Genomic DNA, 23,650 nt, shown 5'->3' on the forward strand with positions numbered 1-23,650 from the left:
TCGCAGGTGTCCGCAATACGCTGATCGCCATGGCATCTGAGAAGCGCGAACCCAAAGTCGTTGTGCTCGGTGGCGGTTCCTGGGGCACCACCGTGGCATCAATCTGCGCGCGTCGCGGTCCGACGCTGCAGTGGGTGCGCTCCGAGGCGACCGCCAGCGACATCAACGACAACCACCGCAACAGCCGCTACCTCGGCAACGACGTCGTGCTCAGTGACACCCTGCGCGCCACGACCGACTTCGCCGAGGCGGCCAACTCCGCCGACGTCGTCGTGATGGGCGTTCCCTCGCACGGCTTTCGGGGGGTGCTGAGCGAGCTCGCCAAGGAGCTGCGGCCGTGGGTGCCGGTGGTGTCGCTGGTCAAGGGGCTCGAGCAGGGCACCAACATGCGGATGTCGCAGATCATCGAGGAGACGCTGCCCGGCCACCCCGCCGGCATTCTGGCCGGGCCGAACATCGCGCGTGAGGTCGGCGAGGGCTACGCCGCCGCGGCGGTGCTGGCGATGCCCGACCAACACCTGGCGACCCGGCTGTCGGGCCTGTTCCGCACCCGGCGCTTCCGCGTGTACACCACCGACGACGTCGTCGGGGTGGAGATGGCCGGGGCGCTGAAGAACGTCTATGCCATCTCGGTCGGGATGGGCTACTCGCTGGGCATCGGCGAGAACACCCGCGCGCTGGTGATCGCCCGCGCGCTGCGAGAGATGACCAAGTTGGGCGTCGCCCTCGGCGGCAATCCCGATACCTTCCCGGGACTGGCCGGCCTTGGTGACCTCATCGTCACCTGTACCAGCCAGCGCAGCCGCAACCGCCATGTCGGTGAACAACTGGGGGCGGGCAAGCCGATCGACGAGATCATCGCCTCGATGAACCAGGTCGCCGAGGGCGTCAAGGCCGCCAGCGTGATCATGGAGTTTGCCAACGAATTCGGGCTGACCATGCCGATCGCCCGCGAGGTCGACGCCGTGATCAACCACGGCTCGTCCGTCGAGCAGGCCTACCGCGGCCTGATCGCCGAGGTACCCGGCCACGAGGTGCACGGTTCCGGCTTCTGAACTGGTCGTTCCGAGCTGGCCAAATTCAAATCTTTGCGTTCTCTATGGGCACGGCCCGCCAGCTTGACCGGTCTTTGCCAGCAAAATACCGTCAATCCAGGCGGCCAGCGGTATCCGGGCGCGATCCTGCGGGTCACCCCGGCGTAATCGTTTGTACGCCAGCGCGTTACGAAGAAGTAATGAGCGCACTATGGGCGGATATCGGAACATCCCCCGCTAACTCCTATCGAGGGACGCGACCGATGCACAACGTTGAACAGCCGGGCGAAAAAACCCGTGCACGTCGGCTGAGCGAACCGCGCATCAATCGGTTGCGCGGCATCATCCGGCACGACCTACCGTCATCGCTGGTGGTGTTCCTGGTGGCGCTCCCGCTGTCGCTGGGGATCGCGATCGCTTCGGGCGCCCCGGTGCTCGCCGGCCTGATCGCCGCGATCGTCGGCGGCATCATCGTCGGCTCGCTGGGCGGATCGCCGCTGCAGGTCAGCGGTCCCGCGGCCGGGCTGACAGTCGTGGTCGCCGACCTGGTTTCCGATTTTGGTTGGGGCATAACGTGTTTGATCACCGTTGCCGCCGGAGTGGTGCAGGTGCTGCTGGGCCTGAGCCGGGTCGCCCGTGCGGCCCTGGCGATCTCACCGGTCGTCGTACACGCGATGCTGGCCGGCATCGGCATCACGATCGCCCTGCAGCAGGCGCACGTGTTGCTCGGCGGGAAGTCCAAGAGCACGGCGTGGCACAACCTCATCGGGCTTCCGGGCCAGATCATCGGCGCGCACCGGCCGGGGGTCATCCTGGGCGTGCTGGTGATCGTCATCCTGGTGGGCTGGCGCTGGGTTCCCGTCAAACTGCGCCGCATTCCGGGTCCCCTGGTCGCCATAGTCGCGGTGACGGTGATCTCGGTGGTCTTCCCGTTCCACGTGCGACGGATCAACCTCGAGGGCTCCCCGCTGGACGCGCTGCGATTGCCGGATCTTCCCCACGGCAACTTCGGTGCGGTCGCGATCGGGGTGATCACGGTGGCGCTCATCGCCAGCGTCGAGAGCCTGCTGTCGGCGGTGTCGGTCGATCGGATGCACAACGGTCCGCGCACCGATTTCAACCGCGAGTTGGTGGGACAGGGAGCCGCCAACATCGTGTCGGGCACCATCGGTGGGCTGCCGGTGACCGGGGTCATCGTCCGTAGCTCGACAAATGTCAACGCGGGCGCCAAGTCTCGCGCCTCGGCGATCATGCACGGCGTCTGGATCCTGCTGTTCACCATCCCGTTCGCCGGTCTGGTCGAAGAGATCCCCACCGCCGCGTTGGCCGGACTACTCATCGTCATCGGCATTCAGCTGCTCAAGCCGGCCCACATCGAAACCGCAATGAAGCACGGCGATCTGGCGGTGTACGTCGTGACCGCCGTCAGCGTCATCTTCCTCAACCTGCTGCACGGCGTCATGATCGGGCTCGCGCTGGCCATCGCCCTGACCGGATGGCGGGTGATCCGGGCCAAGATCGAGGCAACGCCGGTGGGCGACGACGAGTGGCGGGTGAGCATCGAGGGCGCGGCATGCACCTTCCTGGCGCTGCCGAGGCTGACGCGGCTGCTGGCGTCGATTCCGCAGGGCGCGACGGCGACGGTGACCCTTGCGGTCCACTACCTCGATCACGCCGCCCATCAAACGATCACCGACTGGCAGCAACAGCACGAGGCGACGGGCGGGACGGTGCACATCCGGGGCGGGACCGACACGGGCCCCCGCGATGTGCACCAACCGCTGGTCGAGGCCCAAAGCCCGGGTGCCGCAGCATAATTGGCGCTCGGGTTGAGCCGGTTCGGGGACGAGGCGCCGTGGGTGCCCGGCCGGTCAGTCCACGTCGATGCGGATGTGTAGCCGCTTGCCGCACACCTGCGCCAGCCGTTGCAGCACGTCGACCCGGGGCACCTCGGTCCCGTCCTCCCAGGCGGCGACCTCGGCCTGGGTGGTGCCCAGCGCCTCGGCCAGCTGGGCCTGGTTCATCCCCGCACCGGCGCGCGTTTCGAAGATCAAGTCGGGCAGATCCAATGCCAGCCCGGCTTCGTGAATGTCCATCGAGTTGGGTTCAGTCACCGCCAATCACCGTCCAACTCCGATGGTACGTGGGTCGGGGCTACCGCCCGGCCATTTGTTCCAGCCGGCGGATGCGGTCCTCGATCGGCGGGTGCGTCGAAAACAGCGACCCGATCCGCTCCCCCGCGCGGAACGGATTGGCGATCATCAGGTGCGCCTGGCTGGCCAGCTGGGGCTCGGGCGGCAACGGGGCCGCCTGCACCCCGCCGGAGATCTTGCGCAGGGCCGACGCCAGGGCCAGCGGGTCACCGGTCAGCACCGCGCCCGATTCGTCCGCCTGGTATTCGCGTGATCGCGACACCGCCAACCGGACCACCGTCGCCGCGATCGGGCCCAGCAACGAAACCAGCAGCAGCGCAAAGGGATTCTCGCCGTCGCGGTCGTTGCCGCCGAACATGCCGGCGAACATGGCCATGTTGGCCAGCGCGGTGATCACCGACGCCAGCGCCCCGGCGATGCACGAGATCAGGATGTCGCGGTTGTAGACGTGCGAAAGCTCGTGTCCCAGTACGGCACGCAGCTCGCGCTCGGTGAGGATGCCCAGAATGCCGGTGGTACAGCACACCGCCGCGTTGCGGGGGTTGCGCCCGGTCGCGAATGCGTTGGGCGCGTTGGTGTCGCTGATGTACAGCCGGGGCATCGGCTGGTGCGCGGCGGTGGCCAGCTCACGCACGATCCGGTACATGGCCGGCGCCTGCACCTCCGACACCGGCTGCGCGTGCATCGCCCGCAGCGCCAGCTTGTCGCTGTTGTAGTACGTGTAGACGTTCATCCCGATGGCGAACAGCACCGCGAGGAACATCGCGGTCTTGCCGAAGAGCGAGCCGACGAACACGATCAACGCGGACATGCCAACCAACAACGCGAACGTCTTGAACGTGTTGTGATGCGGATGCCAGGTCATCGGTGTCTCCTCGGAACACTCGGGTCGCGCGTTACTGCCGATTACAGCTCATAGAACGCCCGAGACGGCCCCGTTGGTTCCACAGGGCGCTCGCGATCACCACTAGCCGAATGGTGGCGACCCGCTTCACGCGGCTGCGCCGCGCTCGCGATCACCACTAGCCGTGCCGGCTGATGGTGTAGTCGACCAGCGTCTGCAGCGCGTGCCGGCCTGGGACGTCGGGCAGCAGGGACAGCTCCTGGCGCGCCTGGTCCGCGTATTCCTGCAGCGACTGCTTGGCCTTGGCCATGCCCGGCGATGCCCGCAACAATCCCAGCGCCTCGGCCACCGCCTCGTCGTCGTCGATGGGCCCGACCAGCAACTCGCGCAGCCGCGCCGCTTCGGGCCCGGGTTCGCGCAGCGCGTAGACCATCGGCAGGGTGTGCACGCCCTCGCGCACGTCGGTGCCGGGCAGCTTGCCGGACTCGTGGGAGTCGCTGTCGATGTCGATGATGTCGTCGGAGATCTGGAACGCGGTGCCCACGATGCCGCCGAGGCGGCTCAGCCGCTCCACCTGATCGGGGTCGGCGCCGGAGAACATCGCCCCGAACCGGCCCGCCGCGGCGATCAGGCAGGCGGTCTTCTCGTACACCACCTTCAGGTAGTGCTCGATCGGGTCGGATCCCTCGACGAACCCGCGGGTCTCACGCATCTGGCCCGTCACCAGTTGGGCGAACGTCTCGGCGATCAGCCGCACCGCCTCCGGGCCCAGCCGCGACACCAACCGGGATGCCGTCGCGAACAGGTAGTCGCCGGCCAGGATCGCCACGTTGTTGCCCCAGCGCACGTTGGCGGTGGGGGTGCCGCGGCGAACCTCCGCCTCGTCCATCACGTCGTCGTGGTACAGCGTGGCCAGGTGCACCAGCTCGATGACGGCGCCGGCGATGGTCACGTCCGCGCTGTCCGGGTTGGGCCCGATCTGCGCCGACAACACGGTGAACAGCGGCCGGAACCGCTTGCCGCCGGCCTTGAACAGGTGGGTCAGCGACTCGGTCATGATGTCGTCGGCGCTGCGCAGCTCGGTGTCCATGAGCTGCTCGATCCGTCCGACGCCGTCGCGTACGGTCGCCGCGAAAGCCGGGTCGCCGAAGTCAACGCCCGCCACCACCGTCGCCGGAGTACTCACGGGACCAAACATACTGGTGTGCATGAAGACGGGAGCGACCCGAGCCCTCGAGGCCCAAGTGGTGGTCGTGGGCGCCGGACCCGCCGGTTCGGCGGCGGCGGCCTGGGCCGCCCGCGCGGGCTATGAGGTGCTGGTCGTCGACTCGGCGAGCTTTCCCCGCGACAAGGCCTGCGGCGACGGGCTGACTCCCCGCGCGGTCGCCGAGCTGGAGCGCCTGGGGCTGCGGGACTGGCTGGACACCCGCATCCGGCATCGGGGGCTGCGGATGAGCGGGTTCGGCGGCGAGGTGGAGGTCGACTGGCCGGGCCCCTCGTTCCCGTCCACCGGCAGCGCGGTGGCCCGCTTCGAGCTGGACGACCGGATTCGCAAGGTCGCCGAAGATTCCGGGGCACGGATGTTGCTGGGGACCAAGGCTGTTGCCGCACAACATGATTCGTCGGGCCGGGTGAGGTCGGTGACGTTGGCCGACGGCACCGAGGTGAGCTGCGCCCAGCTGATCGTCGCCGACGGGGCCCGGTCGACGCTGGGCCGCAAGCTGGGCCGGCGCTGGCACCAGGAAACGGTGTACGGCGTCGCCGCCCGCGGCTATCTGGCCACCGCGCGCGCCGACGACCCCTGGCTGACGTCGCATCTGGAGCTGCGCGGACCCGAGGGGGCCGTGTTGCCGGGGTATGGCTGGATCTTCCCGCTCGGCAACGGCGAGGTGAACATCGGCGTCGGGGCGTTGTCGACGTCCAAGCGGCCCGCCGATTTGGCGCTGCGGCCGTTGATCGACTACTACGCCGACCTGCGCCGCGACGAGTGGGGATTCTCCGGCCGGCCCCGCGCGGTGGCCTCGGCGCTGCTGCCGATGGGCGGCGCGGTGTCGGGGGTGGCCGGTGCCAACTGGATGCTCATCGGTGACGCCGCGGCCTGCGTCAACCCGCTCAACGGCGAAGGCATCGATTACGGGCTCGAGACCGGGCGGCTGGCGGCGGCGCTGCTGGACCACCCCGACCTGTCGCAGGTGTGGCCGTCGCTGTTGCAGGAGCACTACGGTCGGGGTTTCTCGGTCGCCCGGCGGCTGGCGTTGCTGCTGACTTTTCAGCGGTTCTTGCCGTCGACCGGACCGATCGCCATGCGCTCGACGGCGCTGATGACCATCGCCGTGCGGGTGATGGCCAACCTGGTCACCGACGACGACGCGGACTGGGTGGCCCGCGCCTGGCGCGGCGGCGGGCGGCTGTCGCGGCTGCTCGACCGCCGCACGCCGTTCAGCTGACCGAGCGTGCGTATCACCGCTGGTCGGCGGGCCGGCCGCGGTCCCACGGGGCCGGCGATCGTCGATCTACTTTCGTCCGCGCACCCGCGGCGAGGCGTGTATAGTCCAGCTAATGAAGGGAACGAGGCTGGCTACTATCGGAGCCGCTGCCGCCGCCGCTGCTGCTGCTATCGCGCTGGCCGGGCCGGCGCAGCTTTCCGCGCCCGCGCAGGCCGACCCGCCACCGACGGCGCCATACCCGACGCCGCGCACCCCGTCGCCCCCGAGCGACTACGACGCCCCATTCAAGAACACCGTCAACGGCTTCGGCATCTACCAGCCGCAGGACCAGCTGGCATGGCTGGGCAAGATCACCTGCGAGCGGATCGGTAGGGGCGTGGACGGCGACGCGTACAAGTCGGCCACCTTCATCCAGCGCAACCTGCCGCGCGGCACCACTCAGGGCCAGGCGTTCCAGTTCCTCGGCGCGGCGGTGGACCACTACTGCCCCGACAAGGTCGGTTTCGTGCAGGCCGCCGGCAATCACTAAAGCCTTCTCAGCGCAACGGTTTGTACCCGGCGTGTAAGGCGACGATGCCGCCGGTCAGGTTGCGCCAGCGCACCCCCGACCAACCGGCCCGGGTGATCTGCTGCGCCAACCCCGCCTGATCGGGCCACGCCCGAATCGATTCCGCGAGGTACACGTACGCGTCGGGGTTGCTGGACACCGCCCGGGCGACCCGCGGCAGCGCCCGCATCAAGTACTCCTTGTACACGGTGGCGAACAGCGTGTTGGTGGGCGTGGAGAACTCGCACACCACCAGCCGGCCACCCGGCCGCGTGACGCGGGCCATCTCGCTCAGCGCGGCCTGGGTGTCGACGACGTTGCGCAGCCCGAAACTGATTGTCACGGCGTCGAATACGTCGTCACCGAACGGCAGCCTGGTGGCGTCGCCGGCGACCTTGGGAACATTGCGCGCGGCACCGGCCGCCAGCATGCCGACCGAGAAATCGGCGGCCACACACCACGCCCCGGATTTCCTCAGTTCCACGGTGGACACCGCGGTGCCCGCGGCGAGGTCCAGCACCTTCTGGCCGGCACCGATGGCCAGCGCCGACCGGGTCGCCTTGCGCCAGTACCGGTCCTGACCCATCGACAGCACGGTGTTGGTCAGGTCGTAGCGGCGGGCGACGCCGTCGAACATCGACGCGACGTCCCGGGGATCCTTGTCCAGCTCCGCGCGACTCACCAGGCAAACGCTACCTGTTCGGGGAATGAGGTGGCGCGGTCGGCGTTGTATGGGGGCGTGACGGAAAAAGTTTGGTTTATCACCGGGACATCGCGAGGTTTTGGACGGGCGTGGACGATCGCGGCGCTGGAGCGCGGCGATAAGGTCGCGGCCACGGCGCGCAACACCGCCGCGCTGGACGACCTCGTGGGCAAGTACGGCGACGCGCTGCTGCCGATCCGACTGGACGTGACCGACCGGGCGGCCGACTTCGCGGCGGTCAAGGAAGCGCACGACCACTTCGGCCGGCTCGACATCGTGGTGAACAATGCCGGCTACGGCCAATTCGGGTTCGTCGAGGAACTCTCCGAGCGGGACGCACGCGATCAGATCGAGACCAATGTCTTTGGGGCACTGTGGATCACCCAGGCCGCGCTGCCGTACCTGCGCGAGCAGGGCAACGGCCACATCATCCAGGTGTCCTCGATCGGGGGCATCACCGCGTTCCCGTTGGTCGGCATCTACCACGCGTCGAAGTGGGCGCTGGAGGGCTTCTCGCAGGCGCTGGCCCAGGAGGTCGCCCCGTTCGGGGTGCACGTCACGCTGATCGAGCCGGGCGGTTTCGACACCGACTGGGCCGGCGACTCGGCCAAGCACGCCGATCCGCTGCCGGCCTACGACGACGTTCGCGCCGCCGTGCAGGCCGAGCGCAGCCGCCGGTGGGCCAGCCCGGGTGACCCGTCGGCGTCCGCGGCCGCCCTGCTCAAGGTAGTCGACGCCGAAAAGCCGCCGCTGCGAGTGTTTTTCGGCGCTTCCCCGCTGGAAACCGCCAAGGCCGACTACGAGAGCCGGCTGCGCAACTGGGAGGAATGGCAGCCCGTCGCTGAGCTCGCGCAGGGCTGATCGGCCGTCGATTCGTGTCGTAACGGCCTGTCCAGGTCGGCTCGCCTGCTCGATTTGGTCCTCGATTGCGGACAAATAGCACGCGAGAAGAGAGTTGCGGCGAACCCGAAAACGGGTAAGCGCTGTGGTACCACCTGGAACGGAATCGAGGGACACGTTATGAGCGGCGCGGATAAGGCCCGAAACAAGGTGCGGCTGATCACGGGCAAGCTCAAGGCGGCAACCGGCCGCGCCACCAACGATCCGACGTTGGCAGCTGAGGGCAGAGCGGACCAGCGGGCGGCCCATTTGAGGGACGCCGGTGAAAAGGTCAAAGACGCATTCCGGCCTCGTCGGCGCCGACAGGTCTAGCCAGCAATGGGGTAGTCGATTACTCACCCCGCCACCACGCAGCGGACAGATAATTGTGAACGTCTGCGAGGAAAGGCGGTCCGATGTCCGCACCCCAGTTCCCGCCCGTGGAAAGCTGCGACGTTTGCATCGTCGGAGCCGGCATCGCCGGGTTGAACGCCCTGTTCGCGGCCAGCCGATACCTGTCCCGCGAGCAAAAGGTGATCCTCATCGACCGGCGGCCACGGGTCGGCGGCATGTGGGTCGACGTCTACCCCTACGTCCGCCTGCACCAACCGCACCCGATGTTCACGGCGGGCAACATCGCGTGGACGCTCGGCAAGGACCGCAGCTACCTGGCGACCAAGGGCGAGGTGCTCGACCATTTCGAACACTGCGTCGAGGTCATACGGCAGCGAGTGCAGGTCGACGAGTACTTCGGCTGGAATTTGGAGTCCGAGGTAGAGCAGAACGGAATCGTGCGGGCCACCTGTAGCGCCGCCGACGGCCGCAGGCTCGTGGTCGAAGCCAAGCGGTTGATCAAGGCGTATGGCCTGGGGATCACGCCGAACGAACCGCTCGAGATCTCCAGCGCGCGCGTCCATTCGGTGTCGCCCGACTACTGCGACGTCCGGACGGGCGACATCCGGCAAAGCGATGCACCGGTGTGGATCATCGGCGGCGGAAAAACCGCGATGGACACCGCACACGCACTGATCACGACCTACCCCGGTCGACAGGTCAACATGGTCGCCGGCCGCGGAACGTTCTTCTCGTGCCGCGACACCCTGTTGCCGAGCGGCGCCCGCCGCTGGTGGACGGGCACACCGCCGAGCGCCGTCGCGACCCAGCTGAGTCGTCGGTACGACGGCACGAACGAATCGGAAGTCCAAGACTGGTACCGCGCCACCCATGGCACGTTCCTGACCCCACAGTCGGACAACTTCGTGTTGGGCGTCTTGTCGCAGGCCGAGAACCGCACGATCTCCGCCGGGCTCAACGATCTCGTCATGGACTATTTCGAGGATGCGGTCGACCGCAATGGCAGCACCGATCTGGTGTTGCGGAGCGGATCGACGAAGACGATCGAACCGGGCAGCTGGATCGTCAACTGCACGGGCTACGTCAAATTCCCCGACGAATACCCATACGAGCCCTACGTATCACCCAGTGGCGCAGTGGTTTCCATCAACGTGCGGTCGGCCACGCTGCACTTGCCCGCGTTCATGGGGTATTTCCTGGGCCACCTGATGTTCTTGGGCAAGCTCGGAGAGATCCCGCTCTACGAAATCGACTGGATGCATCTGCGGCAAAAGGCGCCGCTGGCTTTCCCGTACGTGCTCTTCGCACTCGTCGGCCACAACCTCAGCCTCATCTACGACAACGTCCCCAGCCGCGTGTTCGCCGAGAACGGCCTCGATTTCGACAAGTGGTATCCGCTGGCGCGCCGCCTGCCGGCTGTGGCGCGGTTCATGCTCACACACCGCCGCGAAAGGGAGCGCCAGCGCCGCGTCCTCGACACGGTCCGGGAGCGATTCGGAATCCGTTGCGGCCCATTGAGTCCGCAACGCGTGTCCGGCGCGACAACGTAGTACCCCGTCATGGCAGCATCTCGGCCCAGCCGATATGCCCTTCGTAGCCAACTGTTTTGGCCATATCGCGATACTCATCCCGAAATCGCGTGTAAGCCAAGGCGTCACCCTGGGCGCGGGCCAGCAGCGCCCGCATCCGCGACGTCCAGATGTCACGCATCGCCAAACCCTCATCGGCCGGAGCGGTCGCCAACCGGTCGATCGCGACCTCGGCTTCAGCCACATCATGGTCGGTCGCGCGAGCCAGCAGCGTCTCCACCAGAACCGCCGTGGCCGGAATGCCCCACAGCAGAAGGCGTTCGCAACGAAATAGATGGTCGACGGCGGCACGAATCGCCGGTAGGCAAGCGTCGTGATCTCCCTGCCTCGCCGACTCACGGGCCGCGTAGACCTCGACAATCGGCAAATCGCTCAGGTTGTGTCCTTGGCCCGAGAACACTTCCCCGGTCTCAACCAACACCTGCCGGCCCCGACTGCGCTCATCATGGCTGTCGCGGTGCACCAGCGCAACGCCCAGCGCCGCCTTGATGAATCCCACCACCACGTCATCGCTGGATCGCTCGGCGACTCGTAGCGCGTTCTCGATCTCCTGCAGCGCAACGTCATCGGGCCTGCGCACGCCGAACGGTATTCCCAGCAGATAGATGTAGCCGACCACCCCGGCGTAGGACGCGGCGTCAGCGCGGCGGGCCATAGCCAAGCCGTGGCGCAGGTCTGCTGGCCATCCGCGACGACCCAGCGAATATCGCGCCATACCCCGCGACACAAAGGCGAGCGCCAACGGGCATCCCACTAGGAAGTTGCCTTTGGATGGATCACCGTCGGCCAGGTCGATAGTGGCTTGTGACCATTGCAGCACGTCACACCATTCGGCGTTTTCGATCTTGCCGTAGATCACCGGGAAGGACAGACCCACCGTCAGGTTCGGGTCTGCGACCGACTCAGCCAGGGCCCAGGCATCCGAGGCCAGCTGCGACGCCTCGCGCACCCGATCCTGATGCGCGTAGCCAACCACCATCCCCGCCGTTGCGATCCCAAGTGACGCCTTATCTCCCGCGGCGCTGCACAACTCCCGCAATTCATCGAAGCGGTCACCGGCAAGGCTGGCGTGGACTCGCCAGCCCGTCCCGCACAACATGGTGCGCGGCGCTATGCGCATGGCCGGCCGGCGCGGGTGATCGGCCGGCAGGGCGTCGGCGATGTCTGCCGCGCGCCCCCAGCTCGCTCGCGCGGCGCTGATGTCCCGGTTGGTCGCCCAGGTGGCGGCGCGCATGTGCCAGTCGTAGGCGGCGGGCAGATCACCGGCGGCCTGCACATGTTCGGCAATCAACGCCGCGTTTTCGTCCCCCGATTGCGGATCGCGGGCTTCGATTGCGGCGGCCACCCGCCGATGCAGCTCCGAGCGATCCGATCTGAGTTGTGCGCCATAGGCCACCGAGTGAATGAGCGGATGGTGGAACACATACTCCGGGCGCCGAGTGAAGCCGACGACATCGATGAGCTGGGCCGCCAGCAGTTCGTCGATCTCGGGCTCAACATCCAACGCGGTGAGTAGGTCCAGCCCGAACCGCGAGCCGATGACCGCCGCCGCGCCTAGCGTGCGCTTGGCTTTCGGATAGAGGCGGTCGATGCGCGCGGCGATGGTCGCCTGCAATGTGGCCGGCACGCTCACTTCGCCGACCTCCGTTGCCGACGTGTAAGCACCGGGCTCGCCTCGTAGCACACCGCGATCGGCCAGTTCACGCACCAACTCCTCGGCGAAAAATGGATTACCGGCGGCCCGCTCGGCGACTCTGCGACCCAGGGCACCGACCGACGGGTCCGGCCCGAGCAGATGTGTGACCAGTGCTGCCGTTTCTGAATTACTCAGCGGTGCAAGGGCTATGGCGCGCGCATCGGACACCCGGGTCAACGCACCCCGGTACTCCGGCCGGTGGGTGACCAACACCAGCGTGGGCGTTCGCGGGACCACCTCGAGGAAATCGGTCAGCATCGACTCGCTGATCTCGTCGATCCAGTGGGCGTCCTCGACGACAAAGACCGCCGGGCGCTGGCGGGCCAGTCTGGCGGCGTGCACCAACGCGGTCAACCGCCTGCGACGCGCATTGGGATCAACCGCGGGCACGGCGGTGGTCGGATCGGCGATGCCCAGCAGGTCGTCGAGCAGCAGCACGTCCTCGGGATCTGCGTCCGGAAATCGGTCCCGTACTCGCGCGCGGGCCGCCTGTCCCCCAAGACCTTCGATGCCCGTGACCGCCCGCAGCAGCCGCGCCACGGCATGGAATGGGACCTGGCTGGTGTGTGACTCACAACAGGCGGTCAACACCTCCGCACCCCGAACCGCTGCCATCGCGGCCACCTCGCGCGCCAGGCGGCTCTTGCCGATGCCGGGTTCGCCCACCACCACAACCACAGCGCCGTGACCGGCGAGGGCGCGCTCCAACAAGCCCTCCACGGCGGACATCTCCCACCGACGACCAACCAGATTCGAGTCGGCGCGACCGGCGGCGCGGTGCCGGTCTCCGATGCCCAGTAACCGGTGGGCGGTGACTGGTTCGTTGACGCCCTTGATGCGGACCAACTCCGGTTCGCTTAGCGCCGCCGCCTCGTCAACCAGTCGCGCGGTGGAGACGCTGAGCATCACCCCGCCCGGCGGTGCGACCGATTCCATCCGCTGGGCCAGGCCCACCTGATCACCCATCGCGGTGTAGCCGAAGGATCCAGAACCGAGCTCACCGGCGATCACCTGACCGGAGTTCAGCCCCACCCGCACGAGCAACGTCGCACCGTCTCGGCCCTGCACCTCGCTGCCCAGCGCCTTGGCTTCTTCCTGAATGCTCAGCGCCGCGAGGCATGCGCGCAGGGCGTGGTCCTCCATTGCCGCCGGCGCGCCGAACACCGCCATGATGCCGTCGCCGGTGAACTTGTCCACCGTGCCGCCGTACCGCCGGACGACGGCCGCGCAGCGGTTGGCCAGGTCGGCCATGATCTCGCGCAACCGCTCCGTCCCGACGGTTGCGGCGATGTCCATCGAGCGGACCACGTCGGCAAACAGGACCGTGACCTGCTTGTACTCGGCGCGGCTAGCACCGTCGCGTACCGGTGCGCCGCAGTGATGACAAAACCGGGCGTTATCAAGAGTTTCGGTGCCACATGTCCGGCACGCTGCTATGGCCGTCATCCGCCCCTCCGCTGAGCCGGCCCCCACGTCTGCAGTGGTTCTCCGAAAGGATAGGCCGCTGAACACCCCGCTCGGGAGTGTTGATTCCAGGCCGGCAAGACAGGGCAAGACAGGTAGTCGGCTACGCATGTGCCGCGCGGGGGTGCGGCCGAGACTCGGTATAGAAGCACATCGCCGACGACTGAGGCCCCACCATGACCACCACGATTGACCCGCCGGTTTGCCCCAATGTCTTCGATGCCAACCTGCCGGCGATCGATTATGAGCTGTGCGGAAGCCTCGAGGAGGCCCACGCGATCATCAGCGAGGCGCGCCGCCAGGCACCGATCGCCATCGGTCCGCACGGACCGGAGTTCCTGACCTATGAACTGGTGCGCACCGTGCTGCGCGACCCGCGGTTCCGTATACCGCAAGGCATGTTCCTTGCCTCCCAAGGGATTACCAGCGGCCCGCTGTGGGACCGCGTCGCGACAAACCTGATCAGTCTCGACGGGCCCGAGCACCACCGACTACGCCGACTGGTCTCCCATGCCTTCACGCCGCGAGCCACCGCGCGGCTGGGCACGACCATCGTCGAGGTGATCAACCAACTCGTTGACCGCCACACCGCAGCCGGGCGCTGCGAGGTGGTCGCCGACATCGCCCGCCAGTATCCGATCCCGATCATCTGCGCGCTGTTGGGCGCCCCGGCCGAGGATTGGAGGCTGTTCTCGGAATGGACCGACGACATCTTCAAGGCCTTCAGCTGGGAGGTCGCCGGCCACCAAGAGACGATCTTGGCGGCCTGGGACGAACTCGACGCCTACATCGACGGCATGGTCGCCCAGCGCCGCGACCGGCTGACCGACGACCTGATCTCCGAACTGATCCGGGCCGAGGACGACGGGGACCGCCTCAGCATCGACGAGCTGCGGATGCTGGCGGCGGGCCTGCTGGTGGCCGGCACCGACACCACCCGCAACCAGCTGGCCGCCTCGGTGCAGGTGCTGTGCGACCACCCCGACCAGTGGACGATGCTGGCCGAGCATCCCGAGCTGGCGGCCAACGCGGTCGAGGAGACGATGCGGCATTCGCCGATCGCGGGCGCCACCCTGCGCACCGCCCTCGAGGACGTCGAGATCGCCGGGTTCACGATCCCGGCCGGCACGCTGGTGATCGCCAACACCGCTGCGGCCAACCGTGACCCCGCCGCCTACGACGACCCCGACCGGCTGGACATCACCCGCGCGGCGGCGGCGCCGATGCAGACGTTCGGCGCCGGCATGCACTACTGCCTGGGTGCCAATCTGGCTCGGCTCGAGCTCGCCGAGGCCCTGACGGTGATGGCACAACGCATGCCCAACGCTCACCGCACCGGCCCTGCCCCATGGAAGCCGCTCACCGGACTGAGCGGACCACTCACGCTCCCAATCGAATTCGGCCCGGTTGGGTGAACGGGGCCCTAGCTCATTCGCCTTGGGCGTGACGCGTCGCGCTCAGTTGTCGCCGGGCAAACGGCGAGAGCACCGCCTCGTAGTGGCCGAGCAGCTCGTCGCAGATGACCGGCCAGCTGCGCCCGACCACGCTGCGCCGGGCGGCCAGCGCGTAGCGCGGCCGTTCGGCGATCAGGTGTGCGACCGCGTCGGACAGCCGGGGTTCGAACTCGTTGACGGCCAACAACAGACCGGTACGCCACGGGGTGACGAGGTCACGTGGGCCGCCGGCGTCGGGGGCGATCACCGGCAGCCCCGACGCCAGCGCTTCTTGCACGACCTGACAAAACGTCTCGTGCTCACCGGGATGCACGAACACGTCCATGCTGGCGTACGCCGCGGCGAGTTCGTCGCCGTAGAGCGCGCCCGTGAAAACCGCTGCCGGCATTGCCGATTGCAGCTTGGCGCGGTCGACGCCGTCACCCACGATGACGAGCTGAACCGCGTCGCTGGCGGCCAGGCCGGCCAGGCGCTCGACGTGCTTCTCGGGCGCGAGCCGGCCCACAAAACCGACGATGGGCTTGCCCAACGGCGACCACTGCCGCCGGAGCGCCTCGCTGCGCGCCGACGGCGCGAACCGCAGCACGTCGACACCGCGCGCCCACCGGTGCACGCGCGGAAAGCGGTGCGCGACAAGAGCTTCCATCGTGACGCTGGACGGTGCCAGGGTACGGTCGGCGAGCCCGTGCAGGTGACGGAACCAGGCCCAGGCGGCCCGCGCCGTCATCGGGATGCCGTAGCTCGCCGCGAAGCCCGGGACGTCGGTCTGATACACCGCCACCGTCGGCACCCCCAACCACCGCGCCGCGCGCAGCCCGCCGTAGCCCAACAGCGCCGGCGAGGCCAGGTGCACCACATGGGGATCAAATCCACGCAACACCTTCACCAGCCGGGGGGTGGGCACCCCGAGCGGCAGGCTGGTCACCTTCGGGAACATCCGCGACGGCACCCGGTGCACGCGAATGCCGTCGTAGATACGGTCCGCCCGAGGCTGGCCCGGGGGCGTGTCGGGGGCGATGACGAGGGCTTCGTGACCCGTCCGGCGCAGATGCTCGAGCACCCGGATCACCGAGTTGCTGACACCGTTGACTTCGGGGAGGAAGGATTCCGCGACGATGGCAACGCGCACATCACTACCGTGTCAGCATCGACTGTCGACAAGGTTTCCTGCTGGCATACGTCACGCGAAATTTGCAGGTCGGGCACCGTCTGCGGCCGAGCTCGGCGGTCCGTCTCGGGGCGCGTCGCGGCGGTCCAGCCACTTGTCCAGCAGCGCCAGCACGATCAGGATCGCCGCCGCGCCCAGCCAGCCCACCACCGCGGTCGAGCCGGCCGGGATGATCGCCAACCCGGCGTTGCGGTGTTGCACGCGAACCAGGTTCGGATCGTTCTTGTTGTACTCGACGTAAATCCGCATCCCGGTGGCCAGATGGGACGGATAGAGCACACCGAGCTCGGGACGATAGGTGACCCGTTCGGGGGTGACGAATTCGATGGTGGAGCGGCGCGGCCCGGCGCTGAGCACCTCGGCCTGCGCGACGCCCATGTTGTGGGTGATCGCGATGTCATCGCGCCAGGCGCCGGCCACCAGCAACAGCGACTGCAAGGTGACCAGGCCGATGACGATCAGCACCGCAATCCGGGCCCACCGCAACACGATCCGAACGCGAGTTTTCGGCGGCGCGTCACTGCGACCATGAATCAGTATGTGCAGCAGCACCTTTGGCGATATTGCCATCTAGGCGCGCCTCACAGCGCGGCCTTGATGGCCGCGTGCAGTTGGCGCAGCGACGACCGGTCGGCCTTGACCTCCAGCACCCGCATCCCGGCCCCGGGTTCGTCGAGGGCCGCCGCCAGTTCGCCGACCTCGATCTGGCGGCTCTCCACGTGGTAGGCGCGGCACAGCGCGCCCACGTCGACGTCGTGCGGGGTGCCGAAAACCCGTGACGACACGTCGGAGAACCGCGGGTCGCCCTGCTCGAGCAGTTCGAAGATGCCGCCGCCGTTGTCGTTGGAGACCACGATCGTCAGCCGGCGCGGCGTGGGCTCGGTGGGCCCGATCAGCAACCCGGAGCTGTCGTGCACGAAGGTCAGGTCGCCGATCAGCGCGACCGTGCGCGCCGGGGTGTCCGGCCCGCCGTGGCGTTCGTGGGCGAGCGCCGCGCCGATCGCGGTCGAGACCGTGCCGTCGATGCCGGCGACGCCGCGGTTGGACCGCACCCGGATGCCGTGGGTGTCCAGGCCGACCAGCGCGGCGTCGCGGACCGGGTTGGACGCCCCGAGCACCAGTTGGTCGCCGGGCACCAGCGCGTCGGCCACCGCCGCCGCGACGTGCAGGCCGGTGGTCAGCGGGTGCGCCGCGAGCTGGCCGCGGACGGCGGCCAGGGCGTGCCGGTTGGTCTGCGCGCAGCGGTCCAACCAGGCGGGGTTGGGCGCGCCGGTGGTAACCGCCCGCGTCCCGGTGGCCTGCGAGTTGCCCGAAACGTCCGGCCAGCGCGGCCCGGTGGTCAGCGCGAACACCGGTACCTGCGGGTCGGCCAGCAGCGCCGCCACCGGCCGGTGCAGGGTGGGACGGCCGAGCATGATCACCTGCTTGGGCCGCAGCAACGGCAGCGCGAGCGGGTGCAGCGGGTTAGGCACGGGCTGGCCAGAAAATGAAGTCGGCTCCGCGACCGTCGGCAGCTGGGCCAGGTTGGGCTGTGCGCCCGCGCCGTGCCCGGCGATGACGACCGTGTCGGGTGTCAGGTCGATGTCCAGCGGCTGGTCGAAGGTGACCGGCGGGGTGTAGGTCCACGGCCGCCCGCCCGGGCGGCCCGGCGGGGTCACCGCCTGGGGCTCGGGACCGGGGACCAGGGGTTCGCGCAGCGGGATGTCGAACTGCACGGGCCCGGCGTTGGCGGTGCGGGACCCGGTGGCGGCCGTCAGCACCCGGCAGGTGGCCGATCGCCAGGTGGCATTGAGCGCATCCAGCCGCTCGGGGGCGTCCTCGGCCAGGCCCAGGCTGATGGTGGCCCGCACCTGGGTGCCGAAGTAGCCCAGCTGCTCCATGGTCTGGTTGGCCCCGGTGCCCAGCAGTTCGTAGGGCCGGTTGGCCGACAGCACGATCAGCGGCACCCGGGCGTAGTTGGCCTCGATCACCGCCGGGCCGAGGTTGGCGACGGCGGTGCCGGACGTCATGGCGACGCACACCGGCGCGCCGGCGGCGATGGCCAGGCCGATGGCCAGGTAGCCGGCGGTGCGCTCGTCGATGCGGACGTGCAGGCGGACCCGGCCGGCCCGGTCGGCGTCCTGCAGCGCGAAGGCCAGCGGGGCGTTGCGCGAACCGGGGCAGAGCACCACGTCGCGGACGCCGCCGCGAATCAGCTCGTCAACGACGACGCGAGCCTGTGTCGTCGAGGGGTTCACTCCTACAGGGTGTCATAGCCCGCTGACGATGCCCGCCGCGCTGGGGCGGGAGGAGGAAGCGGGCGATCAACATAGGCCCTGTGTCATGCGCCCAGCGCGAGGCGCCTAGTTGTGCTCGGCGAAGAACTTGAGCATGGCGGCGTTGACGGCGTCGGGCCGCTCGAAGAAGCCCAGATGGCCGGTGTCGGGGATCTGCACGTAGCGGCCGTTGGGCAGGGCGTCGGCGACCTCGCGGCCCAGGTACGGCGGCGTGAGCACGTCATCGGAGAAGCCGATCACCAGCACCGGCGTCGCGATGCTGCGGTAGGCGGTCAGCCGGCTGGTGTACGGCGCGACGTCGAGCTGGGCGCGCATGCCCGGAGTGGGCTTGACGGGCCAGGTGGAGAACATCGCGATCCAGTCGGCGACGGCGGTGTCGTCGTTGAGCGTCTTGCGGGAAAAGTTCTCCAGCAGGCGAATTTTCGCCTCGTATGCGGCCGGCAACGCGACGCCGGCGTCGGACAGCTCGGCCTCGGCGTCGCGGAAGAACTGCCGCGCCCGGTCCATGCGGCCGCGGGTGCCCATCAGCACCGCCGAGCTGACCAGCTCGGGCCGGGCCAGCATGAGCTCCTGGGTGATGAACGCGCCCATCGACATCCCGACGACGCGAGCCGGGGCCGCGTTCAGGCCTTCGATCAGCGCCGCCGTGTCGTCGACCATGGTCTGCGTCGAGAAGCCCTCCGCGTTCTCGGTGGCGCCGATCCCGCGATTGTCGAAGGTGATGACGCGGTAGCCGGCCGCCAGGAACGCGGGGACTTGATAGGGGTGCCAGGTGCGTCCGGCGCCGCCGTGGCCGGCGATAAAGACCACGGGCTCACCGGAGCCGCGGTCGTCGTAAGCCAGGTTGATCACCCGGACGACGGTACAAGCAACTGATGGCAGGCCTTGACCCGGTCGATCCACCACTGCCGCCGCTCCGGCGCCGCCCGCAGCGCGCGCAACCGCTCCGGATCGGGCCTGACCGGCCCCACCGGCAGGGTCCCGTCGACGGGCTCGAGGGCGTCGGCGACGTCCTGCAGAAACAGCCCGCCGGTGCCCAGCCCGCAGGCGTGCCGAAGCTGCGGCAGGGCCGCGGCGGCGGTCAGGCCCGCGGCGATGCCCACCGCCGAATCCAGCGCGCTGGACACCACCACCGGGATGTCGATCTGCGCGGCGATCGCCAGCATGGCCGAAATCCCGCCCAGCGGAGCGACTTTGAGCACCGCGATGTCGGCGGCGCCGGCGCGGACCACGGCCAGCGGGTCGTCGGCCTTGCGGATGCTTTCGTCGGCGGCGATCGGCACCTCGACGCGGCGGCGCAGCGCCGCGAGCTCGGCGACCGTCGCGCAGGGCTGTTCGAGGTATTCCAGCGGGCCGTCGGCGGTCAGCGCGGCCGCGGCGGCCTGCGCCTCCTCGACGCTCCAGCCGCCGTTGGCGTCGACCCGCACGGTCGGCACCAGTTCACGCACGGCGTTGACCCGGGCGACGTCGTCGGCCAGGGTCTGTCCCGGCTCGGCGACCTTGACCTTGGCCGTGCCGGCCCCCGGGAAGCGGGCCAGCACCTCCGGCACGTCGGCGGCGGCCACGGCCGGCACGGTCGCGTTGATCGGCACGCGCTCGCGGCGGGTGGGCGGCGGCGTTCGGTAGGCGGCTTCGATACCCGCGGCCAGCCAGTGCGCGGCCTCGCGCGGCTCGTATTCGACGAAGGCCCCGAATTCGCCCCACCCGGCCGGGCCGTCGATCAGCGCGACCTCGCGGGTGGTGATGCCGCGAAACCGGACCCGCATCCGAAGCGCCACCACGTGCAGGCGGTCCAGCAGATCCTCCAGCGTCGGCGTCACGCGCTGTAGACCCGGCGGCCCGCCAGATATGTCGCCCGCACCTCGAGGTCGGCGATCCGCTCGGGCGCGACGGCGCGCGGATCGGCCGAGAGCACCACCAGGTCGGCGTACTTGCCGACCTCCAGCGAGCCGATCACGTCGTCGGAGAACAGCTGCCAGGCCGCGTCGATGGTCTGCGCGCGGATCGCCTGCTCGACCGTCAGGCGTTCCTCGGGCCCGAGCACCCGGCCGCTCGGCGCCGTGCGGGTCACCGCGACGCTGATGTTGCGCAGCGGCTCCTCGGGCGTGACGGGCGGATCGTTGTGCAGCGAGATGCGCATCCCGGTGGCGACCGCGGATCCCGCGGGCATCCAACGACTTCCGCGCTCCTCGCCGAACAGGCCGTCGACGATCACGTCGCCCCAGTAGTGGATCTGGTCGACGAAGATGCTGCAGGTGACGCCGAGGTCGTGGGCGCGCTGCAGCTGCTCGGGCCGGATGGCGCCGACGTGCTCGAGGCGCAGCCGGTGGTCGTCGCGCGGGTGGCGTTTCAGGGCCTCCTCGTAGACGTCGAGGATGGTGTCCACACCGGCGTCGCCCTGCACGTGGCAGGCCATCGGCCAGCCGAGCGGGAAGTAGGAGCCGACGATCTCGTGCAGCTGCTCTTTGGTGTAGTTGGCGCAGCCGCACGACCCCGGCACGACGCCGATGATCCGGGTGGCTTCGGTGTCCAGGTAGGGAAAGGACAGGTCGATGTTGCCGATCCAGGGCGAGCCGTCGACCCAGATCTTGATGCCGACCTGGCGGGCCATGTCGTCGCCCTGCCCGGGGGTGGCGGCCGTCGACATCTGTGGGTTGGAGATCTCGTAGGTGCGCAACCGCACCGTCAGCCGCTCGCGCAGCTGGTCGAGCACCGGGCGGAAGTGCGGGTCGAACGCCATCTCCGAACAGGTGGTCAGGCCGGCGCGGTTGAGCCGGGCGCACTCGGCGAGCAGCATCCGCGGATAGTCGGCGAAGTCGATGGCCCCGCCCAGCAGCGGGAACACCGCGCCGGTTTCTTCGGCGGTGCCGTCGAGCTCGCCGTCGGCGTCGCGGCCGTATTTCGCGCCCTTGGGGTCGGGGGTGTCGCGGGTCAGCCCGTGCAGCTTGGCGGCATGCGAGTTGAAAAAGGCCTTGTGCCCGGAGTTGTGCATGATCACCAGCGGGCTGTCGGGCGCGATCTCGTCGAGCCAGCCGAGCGTGGGTTCCGGAAGGCCGTTCTGCAGCAGCGGATCCCAGCCGTTGAGGAAGGCGCCGTCGGACCCGCGGCGGGCGACCTCGGAGTGGATCGCCGCGACGACGTCGTCGGCGTCGCGCATGGTGACCGGGCGGATGTCGACGATGCGGTCCGACAGCGCGACCGCCTCCATCAACGGATGTCCGTGCGCCTCAACGAAACCCGGCATGACGCAGCCGTCACCGGAATCGACGGTCCGGGTGCCGGGGCCGGCGAGGTCGGCGACCTCGGCCCGGGTTCCGACGGCGATGATCCTGCCGTCGGCGATCGCGAGCGCCTCGGCGGTGGGCCGCTGCTCGTCGACGGTCAGGATGGTTCCGGTGACGACGAGATCTGCCTGCCCCATGGGGAGGGATCGTAGTGGCTGCCGGCGTCCAACAGGGCGCGGCTGACCCAAATTGCAACACGTTCTAGTCTTGCTCATGAGTCGCGTCGGCGACGATGCTTCAGCGATGTGATGAGGAGGAGCGGCGCCATGACAGCCGACCTGTTGCGCAACCCGACCCACAACGGCCACCTGCTCGTGGGCGCGCTCAAGCGCCACAAGACCAAGCCGGTGCTGTTCCTCGGCGACACCACGCTGACCGGTGGTCAGATGGCCGAGCGGATCAGCCAGTACATCCAGGCGTTCGAGGCGTTGGGTGCGGGCACCGGCGTCGCCGTCGGCCTGCTGTCGCTCAACCGGCCCGAGGTGCTGCTGATCATCGGCGCCGGCCAGACCCGCGGCTACCGGCGCACCGCGCTGCACCCGCTGGGCTCGCTGGACGACCACGCCTACGTGCTGAACGACGCCGGCATCAGCTCGCTGATCATCGACCCCAACCCGATGTTCGTCGAGCGGGCGCTGGCCCTGCTGGAGAAGGTGCCCGGGCTCAAGCAGATCCTGACCATCGGGCCGGTGCCCGAGGCGCTCAGTGGGGTGGCGGTCGACCTGGCGGCCGAGGCGGCCAAGTACGACCCGCAGCCGCTGGTGGCCGCGGACCTGCCGCCGGATCAGGTCATCGGCCTGACCTACACCGGCGGCACCACCGGCAAGCCCAAGGGCGTGATGGGCACCGCGCAGTCGATCTCCTCGATGACCCAGATCCAGCTCTCGGAATGGGAGTGGCCGGAGGAGCCGCGGTTTTTGATGATCACCCCGCTGTCGCACGCCGGCGCGGCGTATTTCCTGCCCACCCTGATCAAGGGCGGCGAGATGCACGTGCTGCCCAAGTTCGACCCGGCTGATGTGCTGAAAACCATTGAGGAGAAACGCATTACGGCCACGTTCCTGGTGCCGTCGATGCTGTATGCGCTGATGGACCACCCGGACTCCCACACCCGCGACCTGTCGTCGCTGCAGACCGTCTACTACGGCGCCTCGGCGATCAACCCGGTGCGCCTGGCCGAGGCGATTCGCCGGTTCGGCAAGATCTTCGCCCAGAACTACGGGCAGTCCGAGGCGCCGATGGCCATCACCTACCTGGCCAAGAACGAGCACGACGAGAAGCGGCTCACCTCCTGTGGGCGCCCAACGCTTTTCGCCCGCGTCGCGCTGCTGGGCGAGGACGGCAAGCCGGTCCCGCAGGGCGAGCCGGGCGAAATCTGTGTCAGCGGGCCGCTTTTGGCGGGCGGGTACTGGAATCTGCCCGAGGCGACGGCCGAGACGTTCAAGGACGGCTGGCTGCACACCGGCGACATGGCCCGCGAGGACGAGGACGGCTTCTACTTCATCGTCGACCGGGTCAAGGACATGATCGTCACTGGCGGCTTCAACGTGTTCCCGCGCGAGGTCGAGGATGTCGTCGCCGAGCACCCGGCCATCGCCCAGGTGTGCGTGGTCGGCGCGCCCGACGAGAAGTGGGGCGAGGCCGTCACCGCGGTGGTGGTGTTGCGCCCCGAGGCGCCCCGCGACGACGCGTCGATCGAGAAGATGACCGCCGAGATCCAGGCCGCGGTCAAGGACCGCAAGGGCTCGGTGCAGTCGC

Annotated in this window: 20 protein-coding genes; 9 read left to right on the forward strand and 11 right to left on the reverse strand. The window is 68.9% G+C overall.

Translation table 11 applies throughout. From position 1 onward, the window contains the following. Window positions 1-29 precede the first annotated feature (29 nt). Together A9W96_RS16655 and A9W96_RS16660 are read left to right on the forward strand one after the other, a co-directional pair. Window positions 30-1,055, forward strand: a complete 1,026-nt coding sequence (locus A9W96_RS16655) for an NAD(P)H-dependent glycerol-3-phosphate dehydrogenase (protein WP_066866407.1) — start codon at window positions 30-32, stop codon at window positions 1,053-1,055. 242 nt (window positions 1,056-1,297) lie between these two features. Further along, on the forward strand, window positions 1,298-2,851 hold the full coding sequence (locus tag A9W96_RS16660) for a SulP family inorganic anion transporter (RefSeq protein WP_067141318.1): 1,554 nt from the start codon (window positions 1,298-1,300) through the stop codon (window positions 2,849-2,851). A gap of 54 nt (window positions 2,852-2,905) precedes the next feature. Here A9W96_RS16660 and A9W96_RS16665 read toward each other — a convergent pair whose 3' ends face one another. The 3 genes from A9W96_RS16665 to grcC1 all read right to left on the reverse strand — a co-directional run bounded on the left by A9W96_RS16665 (window position 2,906) and on the right by grcC1 (window position 5,217). After that, window positions 2,906-3,130, reverse strand: a complete 225-nt coding sequence (locus A9W96_RS16665) for a helix-turn-helix transcriptional regulator (protein ID WP_067141321.1) — start codon at window positions 3,128-3,130, stop codon at window positions 2,906-2,908. Between the two features lie 58 nt (window positions 3,131-3,188). Further along, on the reverse strand, window positions 3,189-4,052 hold the full coding sequence (gene htpX, locus A9W96_RS16670) for a zinc metalloprotease HtpX (RefSeq protein ID WP_066866411.1): 864 nt from the start codon (window positions 4,050-4,052) through the stop codon (window positions 3,189-3,191). Window positions 4,053-4,209: 157 nt separating this feature from the next. Then, window positions 4,210-5,217, reverse strand: a complete 1,008-nt coding sequence (gene grcC1, locus A9W96_RS16675; protein ID WP_066877586.1) for a nonaprenyl/(2E,6E)-farnesyl/geranylgeranyl diphosphat synthase — start codon at window positions 5,215-5,217, stop codon at window positions 4,210-4,212. Between the two features lie 22 nt (window positions 5,218-5,239). Here grcC1 and menJ point away from each other — a divergent pair, with 22 nt between their 5' ends. Then, window positions 5,240-6,478, forward strand: coding sequence for a menaquinone reductase (gene menJ / locus A9W96_RS16680; RefSeq protein WP_067141324.1), 1,239 nt, complete (start codon window positions 5,240-5,242; stop codon window positions 6,476-6,478). Between the two features lie 112 nt (window positions 6,479-6,590). Continuing rightward, complete coding sequence (locus A9W96_RS16685) at window positions 6,591-7,007, forward strand: DUF732 domain-containing protein (RefSeq protein ID WP_066866417.1); 417 nt, start codon at window positions 6,591-6,593, stop codon at window positions 7,005-7,007. A gap of 7 nt (window positions 7,008-7,014) precedes the next feature. Here A9W96_RS16685 and A9W96_RS16690 read toward each other — a convergent pair whose 3' ends face one another. Then, window positions 7,015-7,707, reverse strand: a complete 693-nt coding sequence (locus A9W96_RS16690) for a demethylmenaquinone methyltransferase (RefSeq protein ID WP_067141327.1) — start codon at window positions 7,705-7,707, stop codon at window positions 7,015-7,017. A gap of 57 nt (window positions 7,708-7,764) precedes the next feature. Here A9W96_RS16690 and A9W96_RS16695 point away from each other — a divergent pair, with 57 nt between their 5' ends. The 3 genes from A9W96_RS16695 to A9W96_RS16705 all read left to right on the forward strand — a co-directional run bounded on the left by A9W96_RS16695 (window position 7,765) and on the right by A9W96_RS16705 (window position 10,511). Further along, window positions 7,765-8,589: an SDR family oxidoreductase gene (locus tag A9W96_RS16695; protein WP_067141330.1), complete on the forward strand. Its 825-nt coding sequence runs from the start codon at window positions 7,765-7,767 to the stop codon at window positions 8,587-8,589. 159 nt (window positions 8,590-8,748) lie between these two features. Then, complete coding sequence (locus A9W96_RS16700) at window positions 8,749-8,940, forward strand: CsbD family protein (RefSeq protein WP_066866423.1); 192 nt, start codon at window positions 8,749-8,751, stop codon at window positions 8,938-8,940. Between the two features lie 83 nt (window positions 8,941-9,023). Beyond that, window positions 9,024-10,511, forward strand: coding sequence for an FAD-dependent oxidoreductase (locus tag A9W96_RS16705; protein WP_066866425.1), 1,488 nt, complete (start codon window positions 9,024-9,026; stop codon window positions 10,509-10,511). Between the two features lie 7 nt (window positions 10,512-10,518). Here the strand turns inward: A9W96_RS16705 and A9W96_RS16710 are convergent, their stop codons facing one another. Further along, on the reverse strand, window positions 10,519-13,692 hold the full coding sequence (locus A9W96_RS16710; RefSeq protein ID WP_067141333.1) for an adenylate/guanylate cyclase domain-containing protein: 3,174 nt from the start codon (window positions 13,690-13,692) through the stop codon (window positions 10,519-10,521). A 194-nt stretch (window positions 13,693-13,886) separates the two neighbouring features. On the opposite strand from A9W96_RS16710, the gene A9W96_RS16715 reads away from it, so the two are divergent. After that, window positions 13,887-15,125 carry a cytochrome P450 gene (locus A9W96_RS16715; protein WP_067141337.1) on the forward strand — a complete coding sequence of 413 codons (1,239 nt, stop codon included), beginning with the start codon at window positions 13,887-13,889 and terminating at the stop codon, window positions 15,123-15,125. Window positions 15,126-15,138: 13 nt separating this feature from the next. Here the strand turns inward: A9W96_RS16715 and A9W96_RS16720 are convergent, their stop codons facing one another. The 6 genes from A9W96_RS16720 to A9W96_RS16745 all read right to left on the reverse strand — a co-directional run bounded on the left by A9W96_RS16720 (window position 15,139) and on the right by A9W96_RS16745 (window position 22,029). Further along, the gene (locus A9W96_RS16720) at window positions 15,139-16,293 is read right to left on the reverse strand and encodes a glycosyltransferase family 1 protein (protein ID WP_067020943.1); all 1,155 of its coding nucleotides are present in this window, start codon (window positions 16,291-16,293) and stop codon (window positions 15,139-15,141) included. Between the two features lie 51 nt (window positions 16,294-16,344). Then, window positions 16,345-16,902 (reverse strand): DUF3592 domain-containing protein, encoded by a 558-nt coding sequence (locus A9W96_RS16725; RefSeq protein ID WP_231999710.1) that lies wholly within the window; start codon window positions 16,900-16,902, stop codon window positions 16,345-16,347. A gap of 11 nt (window positions 16,903-16,913) precedes the next feature. Next, window positions 16,914-18,569: a 2-succinyl-5-enolpyruvyl-6-hydroxy-3-cyclohexene-1-carboxylic-acid synthase gene (gene menD, locus A9W96_RS16730; protein WP_067141341.1), complete on the reverse strand. Its 1,656-nt coding sequence runs from the start codon at window positions 18,567-18,569 to the stop codon at window positions 16,914-16,916. Between the two features lie 105 nt (window positions 18,570-18,674). Continuing rightward, entirely contained in the window at window positions 18,675-19,460 is a 786-nt protein-coding gene (locus A9W96_RS16735; protein ID WP_067020931.1) for an alpha/beta fold hydrolase, read from the reverse strand. Then, a complete protein-coding gene (locus A9W96_RS16740) occupies window positions 19,457-20,374 on the reverse strand; it encodes an o-succinylbenzoate synthase (RefSeq protein ID WP_231999711.1) in 918 nt (305 codons plus the stop codon). Before A9W96_RS16740 ends, A9W96_RS16735 begins: the two co-directional genes overlap by 4 nt. Before the next feature lie 50 nt (window positions 20,375-20,424). Continuing rightward, the gene (locus tag A9W96_RS16745; protein ID WP_067141348.1) at window positions 20,425-22,029 is read right to left on the reverse strand and encodes an amidohydrolase; all 1,605 of its coding nucleotides are present in this window, start codon (window positions 22,027-22,029) and stop codon (window positions 20,425-20,427) included. A gap of 111 nt (window positions 22,030-22,140) precedes the next feature. Here A9W96_RS16745 and fadD8 point away from each other — a divergent pair. Further along, the coding region (gene fadD8 / locus A9W96_RS16750; protein ID WP_369830842.1) for a fatty-acid--CoA ligase FadD8 at window positions 22,141-23,650 on the forward strand (1,510 nt) is incomplete at its 3' end.

The sequence above is a fragment of the Mycobacterium sp. 1245852.3 genome (assembly GCF_001669335.1).
Taxonomy (GTDB): Bacteria; Actinomycetota; Actinomycetes; order Mycobacteriales; family Mycobacteriaceae; genus Mycobacterium; species Mycobacterium europaeum_A.

Coding starts and splice junctions, on each gene's coding strand:
- A9W96_RS16655 (WP_066866407.1), top strand. CDS start 30: ATGGCATCTGAGAAGCGCGAACCCAAAGTCGTTGTGCTCGGTGGCGGT.
- A9W96_RS16660 (WP_067141318.1), top strand. CDS start 1,298: ATGCACAACGTTGAACAGCCGGGCGAAAAAACCCGTGCACGTCGGCTG.
- A9W96_RS16665 (WP_067141321.1), bottom strand. CDS start 3,130: ATGGACATTCACGAAGCCGGGCTGGCATTGGATCTGCCCGACTTGATC.
- htpX (WP_066866411.1), bottom strand. CDS start 4,052: ATGACCTGGCATCCGCATCACAACACGTTCAAGACGTTCGCGTTGTTG.
- menJ (WP_067141324.1), top strand. CDS start 5,240: ATGAAGACGGGAGCGACCCGAGCCCTCGAGGCCCAAGTGGTGGTCGTG.
- A9W96_RS16685 (WP_066866417.1), top strand. CDS start 6,591: ATGAAGGGAACGAGGCTGGCTACTATCGGAGCCGCTGCCGCCGCCGCT.
- A9W96_RS16700 (WP_066866423.1), top strand. CDS start 8,749: ATGAGCGGCGCGGATAAGGCCCGAAACAAGGTGCGGCTGATCACGGGC.
- A9W96_RS16705 (WP_066866425.1), top strand. CDS start 9,024: ATGTCCGCACCCCAGTTCCCGCCCGTGGAAAGCTGCGACGTTTGCATC.
- A9W96_RS16710 (WP_067141333.1), bottom strand. CDS start 13,692: ATGACGGCCATAGCAGCGTGCCGGACATGTGGCACCGAAACTCTTGAT.
- A9W96_RS16715 (WP_067141337.1), top strand. CDS start 13,887: ATGACCACCACGATTGACCCGCCGGTTTGCCCCAATGTCTTCGATGCC.
- A9W96_RS16725 (WP_231999710.1), bottom strand. CDS start 16,902: ATGGCAATATCGCCAAAGGTGCTGCTGCACATACTGATTCATGGTCGC.
- A9W96_RS16740 (WP_231999711.1), bottom strand. CDS start 20,374: ATGCGGGTCCGGTTTCGCGGCATCACCACCCGCGAGGTCGCGCTGATC.
- A9W96_RS16745 (WP_067141348.1), bottom strand. CDS start 22,029: ATGGGGCAGGCAGATCTCGTCGTCACCGGAACCATCCTGACCGTCGAC.